This is a genomic window from Xanthomonas hortorum, assembly GCF_024339125.1.
In the GTDB taxonomy this organism is placed as follows: domain Bacteria; phylum Pseudomonadota; class Gammaproteobacteria; order Xanthomonadales; family Xanthomonadaceae; genus Xanthomonas; species Xanthomonas hortorum.
The window spans coordinates 3,621,804-3,640,263 of record NZ_CP101417.1 but is presented as its reverse complement, the minus strand read 5'-3'; the positions used below and the strand labels follow the sequence as shown (position 1 = coordinate 3,640,263).

The window sequence follows — 18,460 nt, the reverse complement described above, 5'->3', positions numbered from 1 at the left end:
ACCGAATGCCGCGAACGCGCACTGAGACAGCGTCGCTTTAGCCCAATAATTTTTGCAAAAAACACCAACACCAACGCACCGTATGGACGTACCGTAGGCGAGCCTGGATCGCAGGCAGCATCGCCCCTAGCAGGGGAAGGCGAAAATCATGAATAAGAAAACAGCAAATTGGCTCAGGGTCATTGGCGTGATTGCCGGCGTTCTGTTGTCGAGCAATGTCATGGCACAGTGTTGTTCCAATGGCGGCGTCGGCGTGCAAGCCACAATGGGACTTGGGGACAGCGCTCCCAAAGTAAAGAATCTTGCCATAGACCCCTCGTTGGCGATCTATGAGCTCAACCGCGATGGAGTGACATATCTACAAATCAACGACACCACAGGCGTAGTTCGCGCGGTCGTCGCAAGAGTTGACGACGCGCTCTGGGTTTTACCGATGGGTAAAGATCCAGACCGCGTAGAGTTACCAGCAGTCAACCGAATTGCGTCAAACACTTACTCGACCGCCTCGCCACCAGCTGATGCCAATCGCGCCAACGCTCGCCTTGTTTACCAAACAAAAAACTTCACAGTGCATGTCCGGCAGGAAGCCACCGGGGAGCACTGGATGGTATCTCCTTAGTTGTAACGAGACGAGCCTCAGCAACTAGAAAAGTCAAAACCAGTGCATGGCGGCGGCGAAGCATTCCGCCATGCGCCTTTAATCTTGCCTTCAGCTCTGTTTCCGCATCAGGGCAGTCGCGCCGCACTGAGCCCACAAGGGACGTATCGGCGATGATTCTAAGAACGACTCCTTTTGAATGCATTCCGGTCCATGCACGTGCTTGAATAAAATGCTTGTTGGCTGCTGGTAGCAATTCAATACTGTTAAGTACACATCTATAAGCTGCCAACTGAAGCCCAAGTGAGAGATTCTTGCAGTCGCCACGTAAGACGCAGTGTAGCTGAGACCCACAAAATCGCTCAATCGCCGGCGAGCGCAACGCTTGGTACAGTCCATGCGTCTCAATCTCCAAGGGATAGAGCGCGGCAACGTACTGCTGGAGCAATTGCGACTCGATGACACCAACCCTGGTCATTTCCATCGCTGCTGCATGCTGACCTCTAGCCCTCAAATCGGCTACCACATCTTTGCGCATTCGATTGATCTGTACATTGATGTCGGAGTATTCGATCACACGATTACGTAACATGCGCTCAGCGCCCAGATAGCTGGCTTGGGCGAGATGTAGTGACTCTTCTCGAGCGCGATTGGCAGCGTTTAGAAAAGATGGCGCGCGCAAGCGCGCAGCCAGGAGAAAAAGCACAGTAGTCATCACTGCATGAAGCAACTGCATGTTGAAAACGGCGCGATCAAAGAGCCCTATCTGAAAAATCCTGGGAAGCGAGAGCTCAAGTGACAAGCTTGCCAACAACGATCCTAGGGCAGCCCCCTTCCAACCATGTCGAAAAGTCAGCACCACCATTGGCACAAGCATTCCCAGCATTACCGCGTTTCGCAAGACAGGGTTAGCCACAAAGCCAAGCATTAAGAACAGACTTAAAATTACAACCACTGAGGACGCGAGATCTCGAATGAGTTCAGACCGGACCGGCGCCTCTTTCCAGTTTGTCCATAGCATCGCAGGAAGCAAAAAAATCAAAAGCCCAAGGTAACTACCTAACCAATACCGCAACATCAGATCAAACATGGGATTGGTAGGCGGCCCGCCAAGCACCCCATTAAATCCAAGGCTGCACACTGCGTTCCACAGCGCTAGCGCAGCCGCGGCCGGAACAAGCCATTGATTGCTCTTGGTGATTTGAGGGGCACGATATCGCAGCAGGCCAACGGCGCAGGCAATCAAAGGTGCGTGGAGAAAGGGGCTTAAGTAAGACCATAAAGGGTCGTATCCCTGTATTTCCCCCAAAGGAATGCGCAGCCACAACATCGCAACTGCATCCCCCGCCAGGAGAAAGGGCCAGTCGCGGTAAGGCCGAAACAGCAATGTGACGACACGCAAACCGACAGGTAAGAACCACTGATCGATCGAGCAGTACCAAAGCATCACAAATGCCAGACCATAGCAAACGCTGATCAGCGTGCCCCTGAGAGCTTCTTTAACTACCGCCATACCACCACTCCTTGGTTCATCATGCGTCCTAGTCTGGGGGGAACTGCCTGACGGAGTATAGCGGTGGCGCACAATTTGCAATGAAGATGTGCTCTTCGCCGATAGCCTATTGCGTTTGAAGACGCGCGTTGCACTTTGCTGGTGCATTGGCTTGTGCAGCATTCCAGACACATCAGCGCGTAGCGGTGAGCTGCGGGTTGGATCCTGCCGATCGCTTGCAGCAGTCAGTGCACGCGCATGATTGATTCAAGCGATCACCACCGCCTGATAGAACAGCTTATGCAACTGCGCCCCAATGCTCGACATAAGCGAGACCATCAACGAAGAAGGCCGCGCACTACGCGGCCTTCTTCGTTTTTCATACCGATATCGGCATAACAGACAGAATCAGCCTTCCATCTGCTCCAATTCCTTGCCCTTGGTCTCGTAGACGTACTTGAGCACGAAGAACACCGAGATGAAGGCGGCGACGGTGTAGATGCCGTAGGCGCCGGCAAGACCAATGCTGCCGAGCAGGATCGGGAAGCTGACGGTGATGGCAAAGTTGGAAGTCCACTGCGCCGCACCAGCAATCGCCAGGCCCGAGCCGCGGATCTGGTTGGGGAACATCTCGCCCAGCATCACCCACATCACCGGGCCCCAGGAGGCATTGAAGAACACCACGTAGACGTTGGCAGCGACCAGCGCCAGCATGCCCATGGCATCGGACATGGCGAGCTTGCCGGTGGCATCCAGCGAGGCTGTGGCGAAGGCATAGGTGACCAGGGCCAGCGACACCGCCATACCGACCGAGCCGATCCACAGCAACGGCTTGCGGCCGATCTTGTCGACCAGCATCACCGTGACCAGGCAGGCGCCGATGCTGAGGCCGCCGGACAGCACGTTGATCAGCAGTGCGTCCTGTTCGGAGAAGCCCACCGCCTGCCACAACACCGCACCGTAGTAGAACACCACGTTGATGCCGACCAGCTGCTGGAACACCGCTAGGCCGACGCCGATCCAGACAATGGAGCGCACCTTGCCGGTGGCCTTGTTGATCAGGTCGGAGAACTTGGGCTTGTGCTGGTCGGCCGACATGGATGCAGAGATTTCGGTCAGCTTGGTTTGCGCGGCGGCGTTGCCGTACAAACGCTTCAACACCACCAGCGCCTGCTCGCGACGGCCCTTCACCACCAGGTAGCGCGGGCTCTCCGGGATGACCAGCAGCAACAACAGGAACGCCAGCGAGGGAATCGCCTGCATCCAGAACATCCAGCGCCACGCGGCCTGCCCGCCCCATAACGGCTCGGTAGAGGCACCGGCGGCGTTGGCCAGCAGATAGTTGCTCAGGAACGCACAGAACAGCCCGCTGATGATGGCGATCTGCTGCATGGTGGCGAGCCGGCCGCGATAGCGTGCGGAAGCGACCTCGGCGATGTAGGCCGGCGAGATGACGCTGGCCGCGCCCACCGCAAAGCCGCCCATGACGCGCGCGAAGATGAAAAAGCCAGAGCTGTGCGAGGCACCGGCGCCAATGGCCGAGAGCAGGAACAGCGCTGCAGAAATGATCAGGACCGCGCGGCGGCCCCAGCGGTCGGCCAGACGGCCGGCAAAGAAAGCGCCGATGGCGCAACCCAGCAGCATCGAGGCGACTTCAAACCCGGTCTCGGCGGCACTTGAATTAAAGGTCTGCTTCAGGCCATCGACAGTGCCGTTGATCACACCGCTATCGAAACCGAACAAAAATCCGCCGATCGTGGCTACACAACTGATCAGGACGATAAAACGGGTGTTCTCACCGGCATCGGGGGCGCCGTTTACGGAGACACTGGACATGGATTCACCTGGAAGCATGCAAAGGAGCGGCCATGGGGGTGGCCGGCATCGGCTGGCGACGCGCAATGCGCCGCCGGCCACGGGACATCAACGCGTCAGATACTGATTGATCAGGTTCTCGTAGGCTTCCTGGCGGCCGCTGATCTGCTTTGGCGCATTGCCAGCCGCATGTTGGGCCACGTCCACCAACGTGCTGGTGCCATCGGCAAATGCCGCACCGGCGCCGCTGTCGAAGCTGGCGTAACGCTCGGCGCGCCACTGCTCCAACGGCGAAGACGTCAGCAACGCATTGGCCACTTCCAGCCCGCGTGCGAACGCGTCCATGCCGCCGATGTGTGCCAGGAACAGATCCTGCGGGTCTGACGATTCGCGACGCACCTTGGCATCGAAATTCAAGCCGCCCGGTGCCAGCCCGCCCTGCCGCAGCACCACCAGCATCGCGCCGACGGTGTCGTAGAGATCAGTCGGGAACTGGTCGGTGTCCCAGCCGTTCTGCGGATTGCCACGGTTGGCGTCGATGCTGCCGAGCAGGCCGGCATCGGAGGCGACCTGCAGATCGTGCTCGAAGCTGTGGCCCGAGAGCGTGGCGTGGTTGGCTTCGATATTGAGCTTGAAATCCTGGTCCAGGCCGTGCTGACGCAGGAAGCCGATCACCGTGGCGCTGTCGAAGTCGTACTGGTGCTTCATCGGCTCCATCGGCTTAGGCTCGATCAGGAAATTGCCGGTGAAGCCGATCGCACGCCCGTAGTCGCGCGCGAGGGTGAGGAAGCGCGCCATGTTGTCCTGCTCGCGCTTCATCTGCGTGTTGTGCAGGCAGGCATAGCCTTCGCGGCCGCCCCAGAACACGTAGTTTTCCCCGCCCAACTCGACGGTGGCATCGATCGCCGCCTTGACCTGCACCGCCGCACGCGCAACGACGTTGAAGTCGGGGTTGGTGGACGCACCATTCATGTAACGCGGGTGCGAGAACAGGTTGGCGGTACCCCACAGCAGCTTGACGCCGGTGTCGGCCTGGCGCTGCTTGGCAATGCCGACCATGTGCTTGAGATTGCTTTCGTACTCACCGATGTCGTCGGCATCCGGCGACAGATCGATATCGTGGAAGCAGTAGTACGGCACGCCGAGCTTGGTGAAGAATTCGAACGCGGCATCGGCCTTGGCTTCGGCGCGGTTCAATGCGGTAGCGCCCACATCCCACGGATACGCACGCGTGCCCGGGCCGAACGGATCGGCGCCGTTGCCGCAGAAGCTGTGCCAGTAGGCCACCGCAAAGCGCAGATGCTCGGCCATGGTCTTGTCGCCGATCTGCTTGTTGGCGTCGTAAACCTTGAAGGCGAGCGGGTTGTCAGAGTCGCGGCCTTCGAAGCCGATCTTGCCGATGCCGGGGAAATATTCTTTCGCGCCGATGTAGACGGTATTGCTCATGGGGTGAGATGTCCTTGCTGCTGGGGGAGTTGTAAAGGGGGTTGTCGATCAGCCGGCGTAGAGCGGGCTGACGACCTGCAGGTGCTTGAGGAAGTTCTGGTAATGCTGTTGATACTGGGCCACGCGCTGCGGATCCGGGCGTGCCGATAGCGCCTCGTCGGTCTGCAAATGCTCCAGCACCACATCCGACAATGCGTCTGCGCCGCCGTCGTCGCGATCGCACGCCCACAACGCCTGCAGCGCGGCACCGAAGGCGGCGCCTTCGGGCTGGGTTGGCACCACGACCTGCAGATTGAAAATGTCGGCCACCATCTGCCGCCACTGCGCGCTCTTGCTGCCGCCGCCGGTGAGCAGGATGGTGTCGAACTGCAGGCCCGCGGCAACGAAGGCATCGAAGCCGTTGCGCAAGCTGTAGGTCGCCCCTTCCATCGCGGCGCGATAGAAGTGCGCCGGCGTGGTGTTGTGCAACTCCATGCCGAACAGGCAACCGCGTGCGGACGGCAGATTCGGGGTGCGCTCGCCGTTGAAGAACGGCAGCAACACCAGGCCATCGGCGCCCGGTGTGGTGCTGGCAATCAGCGCCTCGGTCTGCTCGCGGGTGATGGAGAACATCTGCATCACCGCCTCGGTGGCGACGGTGCAGTTCATCGTGCAGATCAGCGGCAACCAACCGCCACTGGACGAGCAGAACGCGGCCCAGCGTGCGTCGTCGTCCACCACCGGGTGATCGGCATATGCGAACAAGGTGCCGGAAGTGCCCAGGCTCATGGTCAGGCGACCCGGCACCACGTTGCCGGTGCCGATCGCGGCCATCATGTTGTCGCCACCACCGGTGGTGACACGCACGCCGGCCGGCAGATTCAGCGCTTCTGCAGCTGCGTCGGACAACGCATACACCGCTCCGGTTTCCACCAGCGGCGGCAATGCAGCGCGCAAGTCGCGCTGTGCATCCATCGCGCCGAGCATGCGCTCGGACCACTGGCGGGTGCGCACATCCAGCCAGCCGGTGCCGGAGGCATCGCCGACTTCGGTGAAGCGCTCGCCGGTGAGCCAGAAGTTCACGTAATCGTGCGGCAGCATCACCGTGGTCATCGCGGCGTACGCCTCGGGGCGATGCTTGCGCGTCCACGGCAACTTGGAGGCGGTATAGCCGGCCATGATCGGGTTGCCTGCAGTGGCCACAGTGCCGGCCACGCCGCCCACCGCGTCCATGATCTCGTCGCACTCCCGCGCGGTGCTGGTGTCGCACCACAGCTTCACCGGTGCGGTGACGCTGCCATCGGCGGCCACCGGCACAAAGCCGTGCTGCTGGCCAGAGACCGAGATGCCGCGCACCTGCGCACGCAGCTCTCCATCGAGCTGTGCGAAGCAATGCACGATGCCGTCGATCCACCACTGCGCCTGTTGCTCGCGGGTGCCGTCGTCGCGGCTGATCAGCTCCATGGGCGCGGCGATGGTGGCCACCACGGCGCGCTCTTGCGGATCGTAGGCCACCAGCTTGACGCTCTGCGTGCCCACATCCAGTCCTATGTACAAGCTCATTGCGTCACCAATCGGTTGTTGTTGAGGCCGACCTGCTGGGTGCGACCGGCGCCCAGTTCCAGGTCCAGGATCTGCCCTGCGTAAGACAGTTGATAGCGCCCGCCACGGTCGCTGTGCACGCGTGCCTGCTGCAGGCGACCGCCGTCCCATTCCAGGTCCACGCTGGCACCGCCGCGGATGCGCAACCCGCGCACACTGCCGCGCGGCCAGGCACTGGGCAATGCGGGCAGCAAGAACACGCTGCCACCCCAACTTTGTAACAGCATCTCGGTGATGCCGGCGGTGCCGCCGAAGTTGCCATCGATCTGGAACGGCGGATGCGCGTCGAACAGATTCGGGTAGGTGCGCTCGGGCGAAATCAGCAGCTGCAGGATGCGATACGCATGCTCGCCATCGGCCAGACGTGCCCATAGATTCAGGCGCCAGCCGATGCCCCAGCCGGTGGTGTTGTCGCCACGTGTTTCCAGCGTGCGCTTGGCTGCAGCGGCAAGCTCGGGCGTATCGCGCAGATTGATCTGGCTGGAGGGATGCAGGGCGTACAGATGCGAAACGTGACGGTGATGGATCTCCGGCGCCTGCATATCCCAGTCCTGCTGCCATTCCTGCAACTGCCCCGCCTTGCCGATACGGTTGGGCGGCAGTTGCTCGCGCAGCGTGCTCAGGTGTTGCGCAAAGGCGTCGTCGACCTTGAGCAGCTTGCTCATCGCGATGCATTGCGCGAACAGATCGCGCAGCAGTTGCGCGTCCATGGTGGGGCCGGCACACAGCGCAGCATTGAACGGATGCTGGTTTTCCGGCGAGATCGAGGGATTGGTCACCATCGCGCCGGTCTGCGGATCCTTGACCAACGTGGCGACGAAGAACTCCGCCGCGCCCTTGAACAAGGGATAGATCTTGCCCAGGTAGGCACGGTCGCGGCCGTAATCCCAGCGGTCCCACAGCTGTTGCAGCAGCCACACGCCGCCCATCGGCCACAGGCTCCACTTGGCGCCATCGATCGGCCCGGCCTGGCGCCACAGGTCGGTGTTGTTGTGCACCACCCAACCGGGCGCGTCGTACATCGCGCGTGCGGTGTGCGCCCCGGTTTTGGCCAGATCGAACACCATGGATTCCAGCGGTTCGACGCACTCGTGCAGCGCGTTGGCCTCGCTGGGCCAGTAGTTCATCTCGGTGTTGATGTTGATGGTGTACTTGCTTTCCCACGGCGGCTGCATCAGGTCGTTCCAGATGCCCTGCAGATTGGCCGGCTGGGAACCTGGACGCGAGCTGCAGATCAGCAGGTACCGGCCGAATTGGTGATACATCGCCGCCAGTGCCGGGTCATTGCCCTTGGCAAACGCCTGCACGCGTTCGTCGGTGGGCAGCTTCGCCGCTTCGCTGGTGCCGAGGTCGATCGCCACGCGCCGGAACAGCCGCTGATGATCGGCCAGATGCGCACGCAGCAATGCGGCGTAGTCCAGCTTGCCTGCTTTTTTCAAACTTGCTGCAGTCAGCGCGAGCGGATCGCCATCGACGGCGTCGTAGCGTTGGTAGCTGGTGGCGGCAGTGAGCAGCAACACCACTTCATCGGCGCCTTCGATGCGCAAGCGGTCGCGCAGATCGCTGACTGTGCCGCCCTTGATCTGCGGCAACACGCGCAACGCAAAACGCAGCTTGCCGTCGATGCCGGCGAAGCTGCCGTTGCGACCGCTGAACAGCAGGCCGCCCTGCTCCACCGTGACCTCGCCTGTCTGCGGGCTGTCGATGCCCACGCGCAAGGAAACCGCACGGGGGCGATCACACGACAGGCGCACCACGATGCACTGCGATTGCGCAGATACGAACACCTCGCGCCGATGCACTGCGCCGCCGGAACGAAACGTGGTGGTGGCAACGCCGGTATCCAGATCGAGCTGACGGCGATACTCGCTGATGCCGTCGGCACGGTCGAAATCCAGCAGCAGATCGCCCAGCGGTTGATATGGCATCTGCTTGAGCGGACGCGAGAGCAACTTGGCGTCGGCCAGTGCTTCGGCTTCGGCATAGCGCCCGGCAAAAATCAGTGCGCGCACCTGTGGCAAGGCCGCCAGCGCGTCGGGGCTGGTGGCGTCGTACGGGCCGCCGGCGTACAACGTGTCTTCGTTGAGTTGCAGGCGCTCGTGGGCAATGCCGCCCCACACCATCGCGCCCAGCCGGCCGTTGCCGACCGGCAAGGCCTGTACCCATTCGTTGGCCGGTTCGCGATACCACAGCTGCAAGGCATCGCCGGCCGCGACGGCAGGCAGCGATTGCTTGCCAGCTGCCTTGGCGACTGCCGGCGCAGCAACCGCGGACGCGGCCGGCGCAGCCCCCAGCACCGCGAGTGCGGCACCGGTTGCCTTGCAGACTTCCCTGCGGGTCAGCACGTGCACCACCGTGCTGCATGACCGGACCTGCACGCCCGAGCCTCGCGGCGATCCGGCATCTGCGCACTCACTGACTGACAACGACCCGCGATCATCGACGACGCGCTTTGCCGGACGCAATCTTGCGCTGCAACACGCTGACCGGCTTGCCGTCGTACTGGATGCTGGCGTCGGTCTTGGGCTCGAGCGCACCGGCGTCGTCGCGCGGGCCGTCGACGAAGCGCACGTTGACGGTGCGCTTGGCCTGCATGCCGGTCCAGCTGCCTTCGCGCTTGCCGATGCTCAGCTCGCCCTTGGCCTGGTTCCAGCTCAGCGGAATGCGGCTGAACTCGCCCTTCTCGTAGCCGTAGCCCTTGCCGTCGTCCTCATACAGCGAGAACTGGCCGTCGGCGCCGGTGTAGACCACCACAGTGAGCGGTGCATCCGGCGTCTGGTCCACGTATTCCTGCACCGGGCCGGTGGGCACGATGGAACCGGCGCGCACGAACAACGGCATGCGCTCGATCGGCGCGGCCGCTTCGATGCTCTGGCCACCTTCGTAGCGCTTGCCGGTGGCGAAATCCAGCCAGCTGCTGCCGGCCGGCAGATACACCTGACGTGAGGTCGCGCCGAAGCGGGTCACTGGTGCGACCAGGAACGCCGGCCCGAACAGATACTGGTCGTTGATGTCGCGAACCTTGGGGTCGTTCGGGAAGTCCATCATCATGCCGCGCATGATCACGCCGTCGCGCTGATAGGTGTCGCCGGCCAGGCTGTAGATGTACGGCAGCAACGCGTAACGCAGACGGTTGTAGTAGGCCATGCTGTCGTAGAACGGTGTGCCTTCCGGGGCGATGTTCCAGATTTCGCGGTACGGGAACTGGCCGTGCGAGCGGAAGATCGGCACGAAGGCGCCGAACTGGAACCAGCGCGTATTGAGCTCGCGCCATTCCGGCAGATGCGCCGGGTCCTGGTTTTCGTAGCGCTTCTCCACCGCGAAACCGCCGATGTCGAAGGTCCAGTTGGGCAGGCCCGACAGCGCCATGTTCACGCCCGCGGAGATCTGGTCGTGCATGTCATCCCAGCGCGAGACGATGTCACCGCTCCACACCGCTACCGCATTGCGCTGAGTGCCGGCATAGCCCTTGCGCGACAGGATGAACACGCGCTTGTCGTCGGCCGCACGGTCACCTACGTACACGCCGTGGGTGTGCGGCAACGGATACGAATTGAAGAACTCGGTGGACGGGCCCAACGCAGTCGGCGTGGTGCGTGCCTTGCGCTCGCCGATGTCCAGGTTGGAATGCACGTCCGGCTCGTCGGCGTCCATCCACCATGCATCGAAACCCTTGCTGTTGAGCTTCTCGTTGACCTGGCGCCAGTAGATGGCTTGCGCCTTTTCCGAATACGGATCGTAGAACGAGTTCTTGTAGCCCTTGGCGATCCAGTCCAGCTCACCCACTTCGACATTGCGCTTGTACATGAAACCGGCGGCATCCAGCTCCTTGTAGTTGGCGGTGGTGGGATAGAACTTGGGCCAGATCGAAATCATGATCTGCGCGTGCATGTCGTGCACGGACTTGACCATGCCATCCGGATCCGGGAAGTGCTGCGGGTCGAAATCGTGCGAGCCCCAGGCGTTTTCCGGCCAGTACGACCAATCCAGCACGATGTTGTCCAGCGACAGCTTGCGCTTGCGGTATTCGGCCAGCACGCCCACCAGCTCATCCTGGCTCTTGTAACGCTCGCGGCTCTGCCAGAAGCCATAGGCCCACTTGGGCAGCATCACCGACTTGCCGGTGAGTTCGCGATAGCCGGCAACCGCCTGGTCGTAGGAATCGGCCGAGACGAAGTAGTAGTCGATCATCTGCCCGGCTTCGGACCACAGCGACAAATCCTTGGCTTCGGTCGCCGGCAGCGGGTCGCGATGCAGCAGCGCGATATAGCTGGGGTCGATCAGGTCCCACTCGACCTTGACGGTGTGGCGCTTGCCCGGCTCCAACTCGAGCTTGAACTCGTGATTCCACGGGTTCCAGTTCTGGCGCCAGCGATCGATGATCAGCTTGCCGTCCACGTACAACTTGGCGTATTCGCTCGAATACAGCGAGAAGGTGTGCTCGCCACCGGTGAGCGCTTCGATCTCGCCCTCCCAGGTGACCTGCATGCGGCTGTCCTTGTCCTTGGTCGTTGCCTTCTTCGGATACTTGGTCAGGTCGCTGAGGTACTGGTAGTTCACCTCGCTCTCGCGACGCTCGACGATCTGCTTGCCGTTGATCGCGTAGCGCGCGGTCAATGCGCCGGCCTTGCCCTTGGCGTCGTACAACTTGAGCGTCTTGGGCAGCGGCTGCAGGCCGCGCGGGTCGCCCAGGCGGCTGATCGAGTTGTTGTCCCACAGCAGGCCGTAGTTGCGGCTGGAGACCAGATACGGCACCGCCATATCGATATTGTTCTGCTGCAACTCGACGTTGCGGCCCTTCTGATTCATCCAGCCCTGCTGATGCTGGCCGAAGCCGTACAGCGCTTCGTCGTCGGGCGACTGGAAGCGCTGACGCACGCTCAGGTACTGCTTGCCTTCGACCTTGAGCGGTGCAAAGCTGCGCCCGCCAGCCAATTCCGACAGCACCGGCTTGCCATTGGCATCGGCGAAGCTGACATGGCCATCGACGGTGGACACCGTGGCGGTGACCTTGCCGGTCTTCAGCTGCACGCTGTCGCCCTGCTCGGCCAGCTGGAACTTGCCATCGCCCTGCACTGGCACGCGCATCAGGCTGGGCGTGCGCGCGAAGTCGCCATCCGGATCGGCACTGACGCGGATGATGCCGGCATCCACCACCTGCAGGCGCACCGGTGCGGCGCCCTTGGCGCTCGGCACCACGGTGACGCCATCGGCGGCCTTGCGCACTTCCTGCGCATGCGCGGCATTGGCCAGCAGGGCCAGCGACAACGCCAGGCAATGCGCGAGCGGTGTACGTCGGGTGGCAGGCGCATGGCCGGCGGAACGATTGGTGATTTGCATGTTCACTCCCTTGGAATTACGAAGCGGTGCCGCGGGGGCGGCAGCGCATGGGTTCGATGGATTCGACGTGGCTGACAGCGTGCTGCACAGAGAGCCGATTGCGCAGCGACGCTGGTCGCCGCACTTATTTGTAGGTGGCCAGCTTGATCTTCAGCAGCTGCGGCGCACTGGAAAAATTGACGCCGTAATCGGTCTGGTCGCCGTTCCAGTTGCGCTCGAACTTCCAGTCGCTGCCTTCGTACACGCCTTCCTCGACGCGGTCGTACAGCATGTTGGCGGTCGCCTCGCTGGCCGGATGCAGGGTCACGCGCACGTGGTAACCGGTGACCAGAAATTCGTCCGGGCCGAGCTCGGCGATCAAGGCCGCGCCGATCGGTTCGGGGTTGCCCGGCGGCTCTCCCTTGAACCAGAACTGCGGCACGCCATAGGTGATGGTGGCGCTCCAGCGCTCGTTGAGCTTGAGCTCCTGCACCGCCTGGCCGGGTTCTTCGGCGGTGCCGTGGAGTTTGCCTTCGGACGCGGCCTTGGCGAACGGACGCATGCCGCGCTTGACCAGGTCGAAACCGAGCGCGAATGGCGCCAAGGTTTCTTCGTTGACGTGCTTGGCGCCCAACGGATAGTTGGAATAACGCGTGTAGTCCATGCCGAACGCCGACCAGCCGATGCCGTCGTGGCCCAGCGTGGGGAACAGATAACGCGCGTACTCGGGGCGGTTGCCGGTTTCGGCAACGAACAGCGCGTTATCAGCACGTGCGTAACGCTCCAGCACCGTGGTGTACATGCGGTACTCGGGCATGTAGATGTCCGGCGCCAGCAGATCGATATGCGGGCCGGCGGCCTTCCACACATCCAGCACGTTGTCGGTGGGACCACCGCTGGCGTATTGACCGGGCTGGCCGGGATTGAACGGGCCACGCAGTGCGGCGTTGACGTACATCGGCAATGGGTACTCGGCCTTGCCGGCTTCGGCCACTTGATCGATGTAGCGACCGATCGACCAGGCATGGAAGATCTCGTCGGCATCGGCACCGAACACCTGCGCCCAGCTGCCCGGCGGCTTGTTCAAGCGCTTGAGCAGTTCGTCCGGCACCGGGCCGTCGAACAGCTTCTGCGCCATCGGCGAGAAGTCGCGCACGCTGCCGTAGGTGCCCGGCTCGTTCTCCGGCTGGATCATGATCACGGTGTGCTGTGGATCGACTTGCTTCAGATGCTGCATGAAGGCGACGAAGGCTTTGCGGTCTGCATCCAATGTGGCCTGCGCATGCGGCGACAGCGACCCGATCGCCTTGCCCTCGCGCGTCACCACGCGCGGGAAGCGCTGGTTGTCGGTCTTGACCCAATGCGGCGCATACGCCGGGCCGTTGTTCTTCCAGGTCGCAAACCACAGCAGCACCAGCCGCACCTTGTGCTCGCGCGCTTGTGTCAGCAACGTATCGACGAAGGAGAAATCGAACTTGCCTTCTTCCGGCTCAACCTGCTCCCAGGCGATCGGCACCTGCACGGTGTTGGGGCCCAGCACCTGCATCGCCGGCCACACCTTGTCCATCACCCCGGGATAGTTGCTGGAGTTGTTGACCTGCGCGCCCAGGATCAGGAACGGCGCGCCATCGACCATCAACGCATGCTTGCCGTCCTTGCTGACGAACTGCGGCATCGGTGTCTGCGCAGCCGGCGCAGCCGCAGTGGCAGGGGTGGTCGCTGCGGTGCCGGCAGCTGGTGCAACGGCGGCCGGTTTGGCCTTGTCCTGCTCGCCAGATTGGCACGCAGCCAAGGCCAGCGTCAGCGCGGACAGCAACAGCGGACGCAGGCAACGGCGTGCAGTGGAAGGAGCGATCACACGTGCAACGGGGGAATGCATGGACATAAGACTCCGTGTCACCAGGTATCGGTGCGGAAGGGGGAAACAGGAAGGTGTTCGCGATTGACCAGGTTGGCGTCGTCCGGGTTCTCGCTCCAGCCGTAGCGCACAGCGACCGGTGCGCGCACCGCATCGCTGCGCACGATCACGCGATCACCATCGAGTTGCGCGGTGGCCGGCTGGAACTGTTTGTCGGCACCGGCGACACGGAAGCCTTGCACTTGGCCACCGCCACGCACCTGCAAGGCACTGCCTTGCAGATCGAAACTCAGCACTGCCTGGCCATCGGCGAAGCTTGCGCGCTTGAACACCGGCGCGCTGTACACCAGCGTTTCGCCATAAGCCACATGCCGCGCCGCAAGCGCCAGACGATGGCCGACATCGCGCTTGTTGGTGGGATGGATATCGGTGGGGTTGCCGATATCGATGATCACCGCCTGCCCGGTCGCCGGCAGCGCCAGCGTCTTGGATTGCGACTCGCGCAATAGCGCCCACGGGCTCATATCGCCCTTGTCGCCGCCGGCCTTGAAGTTGGTCAGCTGCACCCACAGAAACGGCAGCGTCTTCGCACCGCGTTCGGCGCGCCATTGCTGGATCATCGCCGCGAACTGCTCGCGATATTTCACCGCGCCGGTGTCGCTGGCATTGGTTTCGCCCTGGTACCAGATCACGCCCTTGACCGGGAACGGCTGCAGCGGATGGATCATCTGGTTGTACAGCAGCGTGGGCAGCTGATTCTTGTTGTCGGCCAGCGACACGCGCACGGCCGCGGGGCGGAACTTCCAACCGCTCAAGGCGCGCTTGGCACCGGCGGTGGTCTGCACAAAGCGCTGCTCGTCCGGACCATGCATGCCGCCGCCACCGCTGAGATCTTCCACCCGCACCGCAATGTGGTTGACGCCTGCATGCAGTGCAGAAGGCGGCACGGTGTAGACGCGCGGCAGGTTCCACTGCTTGGTGGTCTGGCCAACCTGGGTGCCGTTGACATAGGTGATATCGGAGTCATCGATCTGGCCCACGCCCAGCGCAATACCGGCCTTGGCCTCGGCAGCGCTCAAGGTGACCGTGGTGCGGTACCAGGCGATACCATCCATGCCGTCATAGCCGCTGAGTTCCCATTGCTGGGTCGTCGGGATGCTGTCCCAGTCGCTATCGTCGAACGTCGCTTCGCGCCACTGCGGCATGTCGCCGTCCACCTTGGGCCAGCGCGCGATGCGCTTGCCGGTGGCGGCCTGCGCGGCGGCATCGCGTTGCTTGATCGCTTCGATCGCGCCCTGGTTCTGGTCGGCGTTCAACCCCAGCGAAGCCGCATCCATCCACGCTTCGATCGCACTGCCGCCCCAGGTGCTGTTGACGATGCCGATCGGCACGCCGGTGCTGGCACGTAGCTCCTTGGCGAAGAAATATCCCACTGCAGTGAACTCGCCGGCATTCTCCGGCGTCGCCGCTTTCCAGTCGCCGCCGGTCAGGCGCGCTTCCGGCTGCACCGACCACGACTTGGGCACCTTGAAGTGACGCAGCTGCGGGTCGTTGGCGTCAGCCACTGCCTGCGGACCATCGCTGGCCTGCGCCAAGGGCCACTCCATGTTCGATTGGCCGCTGGCCAGCCACACATCGCCGACCAGCACGTCGCGCACCTGCAGCTCGCCGCCGTCGCCCTGCACGCTCAACACATAAGGGCCACCGGCCTTGTGCGCGGGCAGACTCACCTTCCACTGCCCTTTCGCATCGGCCTTGGCGGTGGCTCGCTTGCCGTCAAAGCTGACCGTGATGGCGGCATTCGGCGATGCCCAGCCCCACACCGGCATCGGCTGGTCGCGCTGCAACACTGCGCCATCGGCAAACAACAATGGCAGGGTCGGTTGCGCCAACGCGGCGGGGCTGATCAGCGCCAGGCCCAACAGGCAGCCACGACGGATGAAAGAAGCGGTCATGCAGTGATCTCCAGAGTCGGCGCAGCCACTCGGCGCGCAACAAAGCGACAGCACGCGCCGCCGCATACAGTAAGACAGCGCGATGACGCGCGCAGGCACGCAGCGCTCATCGTGGATCGCCGTAGAAAATGCCACGCCCACCGGTAGCGAAGTACACGCGCCCGGGGATGCGCGGATCGCCGGTCACGCTGTACGGCTTGCCGAAACGGTGCGCGTCGTCGTTGATGCGCAACCAGTGCGCGCCGTCGTCGTCGGAGCGGAATACACCGTCCACACCACGCACGCGGCCGGCCAGATACAGCGCCGGCGGTGCACCCTCGCGCAGTGCCTTGCCGATGCCCAACGAACGCGCCTGGTCCGGCGTGGACAAGGTTTGCAAACGACCGTCCTGCCAGCGCATCACGCCAAGCGTGGGGCTGGCCAGATACACCACACCCGCACGCCACGGATCGGGGCGCAGTTGCGGACGCGCACGCTCATCGCGCGCCGGGCTGCCGACCTGCGCACCGGTGTCGCGAAAGTTCGCTGCGCCATCGCTGCTTTCGAACAAGCGCCCGCTTGCGGTGTCAACCGCATACCAGCGCCGCGCATCGACGCGATCGGCCACCGCCACCGCAGTGTCGGGCAGACCCTGCACACGTTGCCACTGCTTGCCGAAATCGGCTGTGCGCCACACACCGCCTTTCTCGGGCGCCCATACAACGTGGGATGCGTCGGCGGAAATGGCGATGTTGCCGGCGCCCTGCCCTGCCGGCGGCTCACTGGCAAACGCCGTCCACTGCGCGCCGCCATCGCGCGAGTAGAGCGCGCGGATTTCATTGTTGCGGCGATTACGCACGGTGCCGCTGCGCACCACCCACTGCGCGGCCTGCCCGGCGGCATCGATACTTTCGCCATTGGTCAGGCGCGGGCCGGCGTACTGCAATTGCGCACTGTCCAGATCGTCATGCCGAAAGCCATCGATATCGCCCAGCGCGCTGAGCAGATGCGCGCCCTGCATCGGGCTGAGCAGATCCAGCGGCACGGTTTCTTCCAGCCCACGGTCCTGAAACCACCACTGCAACGGACGCTGCTGCTTGGCGAAATCCTGCAGATTGCGCGAGGCCCAGATGCCGTAGCCGGTAACGAACATCGCGTGATTGCTGTCGAACGGATCGATCGCCAATGCGCCCATCCAGTGCGGCGTTGCCTGCGCGGTCCACGGCGCGGCGCTGTGATCGAACTGCGAGGCGGCCAACAATGGCGTCCAGCTGCGACCACCATCGACGCTGCGGAACACTTCATCGCGCGGTGAGCGGCGGAACGTGCTGGCCAATAGCACCTGCGGCTGTTGCGGATCCACCGCCACCGCGCCCCAACCGAAACCATCGCCAGTGGCCGGCTGCGCGATCGGGCTGATCTCGCTCCAGCGCGCCTGCGACCCCGCCTGCGCCGGGGTGTATTTCCAAAGCGCGCCACCGGCCATCAGATCCGGGCCGGGCTGGTCGCCGTAGCTCAGATACCACTGCCCATCGCTACCACCGGCCATATGACTGGGACGCAGACCCTTGGGTTGCCCGGCCACTGCCGACCAGCTGCGACCCGCGTCTTCGGACACATACAGACTGGTCTGCGCAGTGGACACACCGACATAGATCCGCGGCGTGGGCGCACCAGCGCGGCCGCTGGCGGCATCGAACACGACAAACGCGATGCCCACCGCCTGCTCGCGCCCGACATGATTACGCGCAGTGGAACCCGCCAGTGCCTCGGCAGGAAACCCCTCCACACGCGCCCAGTGCGCGCCGCGATCGGTGCTGCGCCACAGACCCGCATCGCGCGAACCGAGCAACAGCACGCGGCCATCGTGCGGGTCCACTGCCAAGCGTTCGCCATTGGAACGCCCCAGCTGGTTGCCGCCCAGTTTGAACGGCAACTCGGCACGCTCGAAGCTGTGCCCGCGATCGAACGAGCGCAGCACCGCGGCATTGCCGGCGCGCTCGTGCATATAGGTGCCCGCGGCCAGATACAGCGCCTTCGGGTCGGCAGGATCGACCGCAAATGCGTCGATCCCCATCAGATTCCAGTCGTCGGCACCCAACCAATCGGTCAGTGCGATCCACTGCTGCGCACGCGCATCCCAACGGTAGGCGCCACCGACATCGGTGCGCGCATACGCAAGATCGCGCTCTGCGGGATGAAACAGCACACCGGTGACGAATCCGCCACCGCCAATGGCAACGCTGCGCCATTGGTAAGGCCCCTGCGCACCGGAATCGGCGGCATGCAGCCGAAAGACAGACGCCAACAGCAGCAACGCCCAAAGACCGGCCTGCCACGCTTGCGTACGAAGACGACGGCGCTCAGTAGGCGGATCGATCATGACGATCATTCCTCCGGCTCCCTTTGCGGTCGAT

At 63.2% G+C, this 18,460-nt stretch carries 10 protein-coding genes; 1 reads left to right on the top strand and 9 read right to left on the bottom strand.

The window, feature by feature from the left end; genetic code table 11:
• Positions 1-148: 148 nt before the first annotated feature.
• Entirely contained in the window at positions 149-619 is a 471-nt protein-coding gene (locus NMB96_RS15650) for a hypothetical protein (RefSeq protein WP_255085234.1), read from the top strand.
• Here NMB96_RS15650 and NMB96_RS15645 read toward each other — a convergent pair.
• The 9 genes from NMB96_RS15645 to NMB96_RS15605 all read right to left on the bottom strand — a co-directional run bounded on the left by NMB96_RS15645 (position 564) and on the right by NMB96_RS15605 (position 18,435).
• Positions 564-2,111 carry an MASE1 domain-containing protein gene (locus NMB96_RS15645; RefSeq protein WP_255085233.1) on the bottom strand — a complete coding sequence of 516 codons (1,548 nt, stop codon included), beginning with the start codon at positions 2,109-2,111 and terminating at the stop codon, positions 564-566. The genes NMB96_RS15650 and NMB96_RS15645 overlap by 56 nt on opposite strands.
• Positions 2,112-2,498: 387 nt before the next feature.
• Entirely contained in the window at positions 2,499-3,926 is a 1,428-nt protein-coding gene (locus NMB96_RS15640; RefSeq protein ID WP_162498271.1) for a sugar porter family MFS transporter, read from the bottom strand.
• Positions 3,927-4,013: 87 nt separating this feature from the next.
• Positions 4,014-5,351: a xylose isomerase gene (xylA, locus tag NMB96_RS15635; protein WP_255085232.1), complete on the bottom strand. Its 1,338-nt coding sequence runs from the start codon at positions 5,349-5,351 to the stop codon at positions 4,014-4,016.
• A gap of 48 nt (positions 5,352-5,399) precedes the next feature.
• Positions 5,400-6,893: a xylulokinase gene (xylB, locus tag NMB96_RS15630; protein ID WP_104551024.1), complete on the bottom strand. Its 1,494-nt coding sequence runs from the start codon at positions 6,891-6,893 to the stop codon at positions 5,400-5,402.
• Positions 6,890-9,277 carry a glycoside hydrolase family 95 protein gene (locus NMB96_RS15625; RefSeq protein ID WP_255085231.1) on the bottom strand — a complete coding sequence of 796 codons (2,388 nt, stop codon included), beginning with the start codon at positions 9,275-9,277 and terminating at the stop codon, positions 6,890-6,892. The genes xylB and NMB96_RS15625 overlap by 4 nt, the downstream gene beginning before the upstream one ends.
• A 91-nt stretch (positions 9,278-9,368) precedes the next feature.
• Positions 9,369-12,272, bottom strand: coding sequence for a TIM-barrel domain-containing protein (locus NMB96_RS15620; protein WP_255085229.1), 2,904 nt, complete (start codon positions 12,270-12,272; stop codon positions 9,369-9,371).
• A gap of 124 nt (positions 12,273-12,396) precedes the next feature.
• Entirely contained in the window at positions 12,397-14,136 is a 1,740-nt protein-coding gene (gene galD, locus NMB96_RS15615; RefSeq protein WP_255085228.1) for a GH35 family beta-galactosidase GalD, read from the bottom strand.
• 11 nt (positions 14,137-14,147) lie between these two features.
• Positions 14,148-16,064: a sialate O-acetylesterase gene (locus NMB96_RS15610; RefSeq protein ID WP_255085222.1), complete on the bottom strand. Its 1,917-nt coding sequence runs from the start codon at positions 16,062-16,064 to the stop codon at positions 14,148-14,150.
• Between the two features lie 106 nt (positions 16,065-16,170).
• Entirely contained in the window at positions 16,171-18,435 is a 2,265-nt protein-coding gene (locus NMB96_RS15605; protein ID WP_255085220.1) for a WD40/YVTN/BNR-like repeat-containing protein, read from the bottom strand.
• Between the last annotated feature and the right edge of the window lie 25 nt (positions 18,436-18,460).

Bases quoted from the DNA above. Each gene is read 5' to 3' on its own strand.
- NMB96_RS15650 (WP_255085234.1), top strand. From the start codon at position 149: ATGAATAAGAAAACAGCAAATTGGCTCAGGGTCATTGGCGTGATTGCC.
- NMB96_RS15645 (WP_255085233.1), bottom strand. From the start codon at position 2,111: ATGGCGGTAGTTAAAGAAGCTCTCAGGGGCACGCTGATCAGCGTTTGC.
- NMB96_RS15640 (WP_162498271.1), bottom strand. From the start codon at position 3,926: ATGTCCAGTGTCTCCGTAAACGGCGCCCCCGATGCCGGTGAGAACACC.
- xylA (WP_255085232.1), bottom strand. From the start codon at position 5,351: ATGAGCAATACCGTCTACATCGGCGCGAAAGAATATTTCCCCGGCATC.
- xylB (WP_104551024.1), bottom strand. From the start codon at position 6,893: ATGAGCTTGTACATAGGACTGGATGTGGGCACGCAGAGCGTCAAGCTG.
- NMB96_RS15620 (WP_255085229.1), bottom strand. From the start codon at position 12,272: ATGCAAATCACCAATCGTTCCGCCGGCCATGCGCCTGCCACCCGACGT.
- galD (WP_255085228.1), bottom strand. From the start codon at position 14,136: ATGTCCATGCATTCCCCCGTTGCACGTGTGATCGCTCCTTCCACTGCA.
- NMB96_RS15610 (WP_255085222.1), bottom strand. From the start codon at position 16,064: ATGACCGCTTCTTTCATCCGTCGTGGCTGCCTGTTGGGCCTGGCGCTG.
- NMB96_RS15605 (WP_255085220.1), bottom strand. From the start codon at position 18,435: ATGATCGTCATGATCGATCCGCCTACTGAGCGCCGTCGTCTTCGTACG.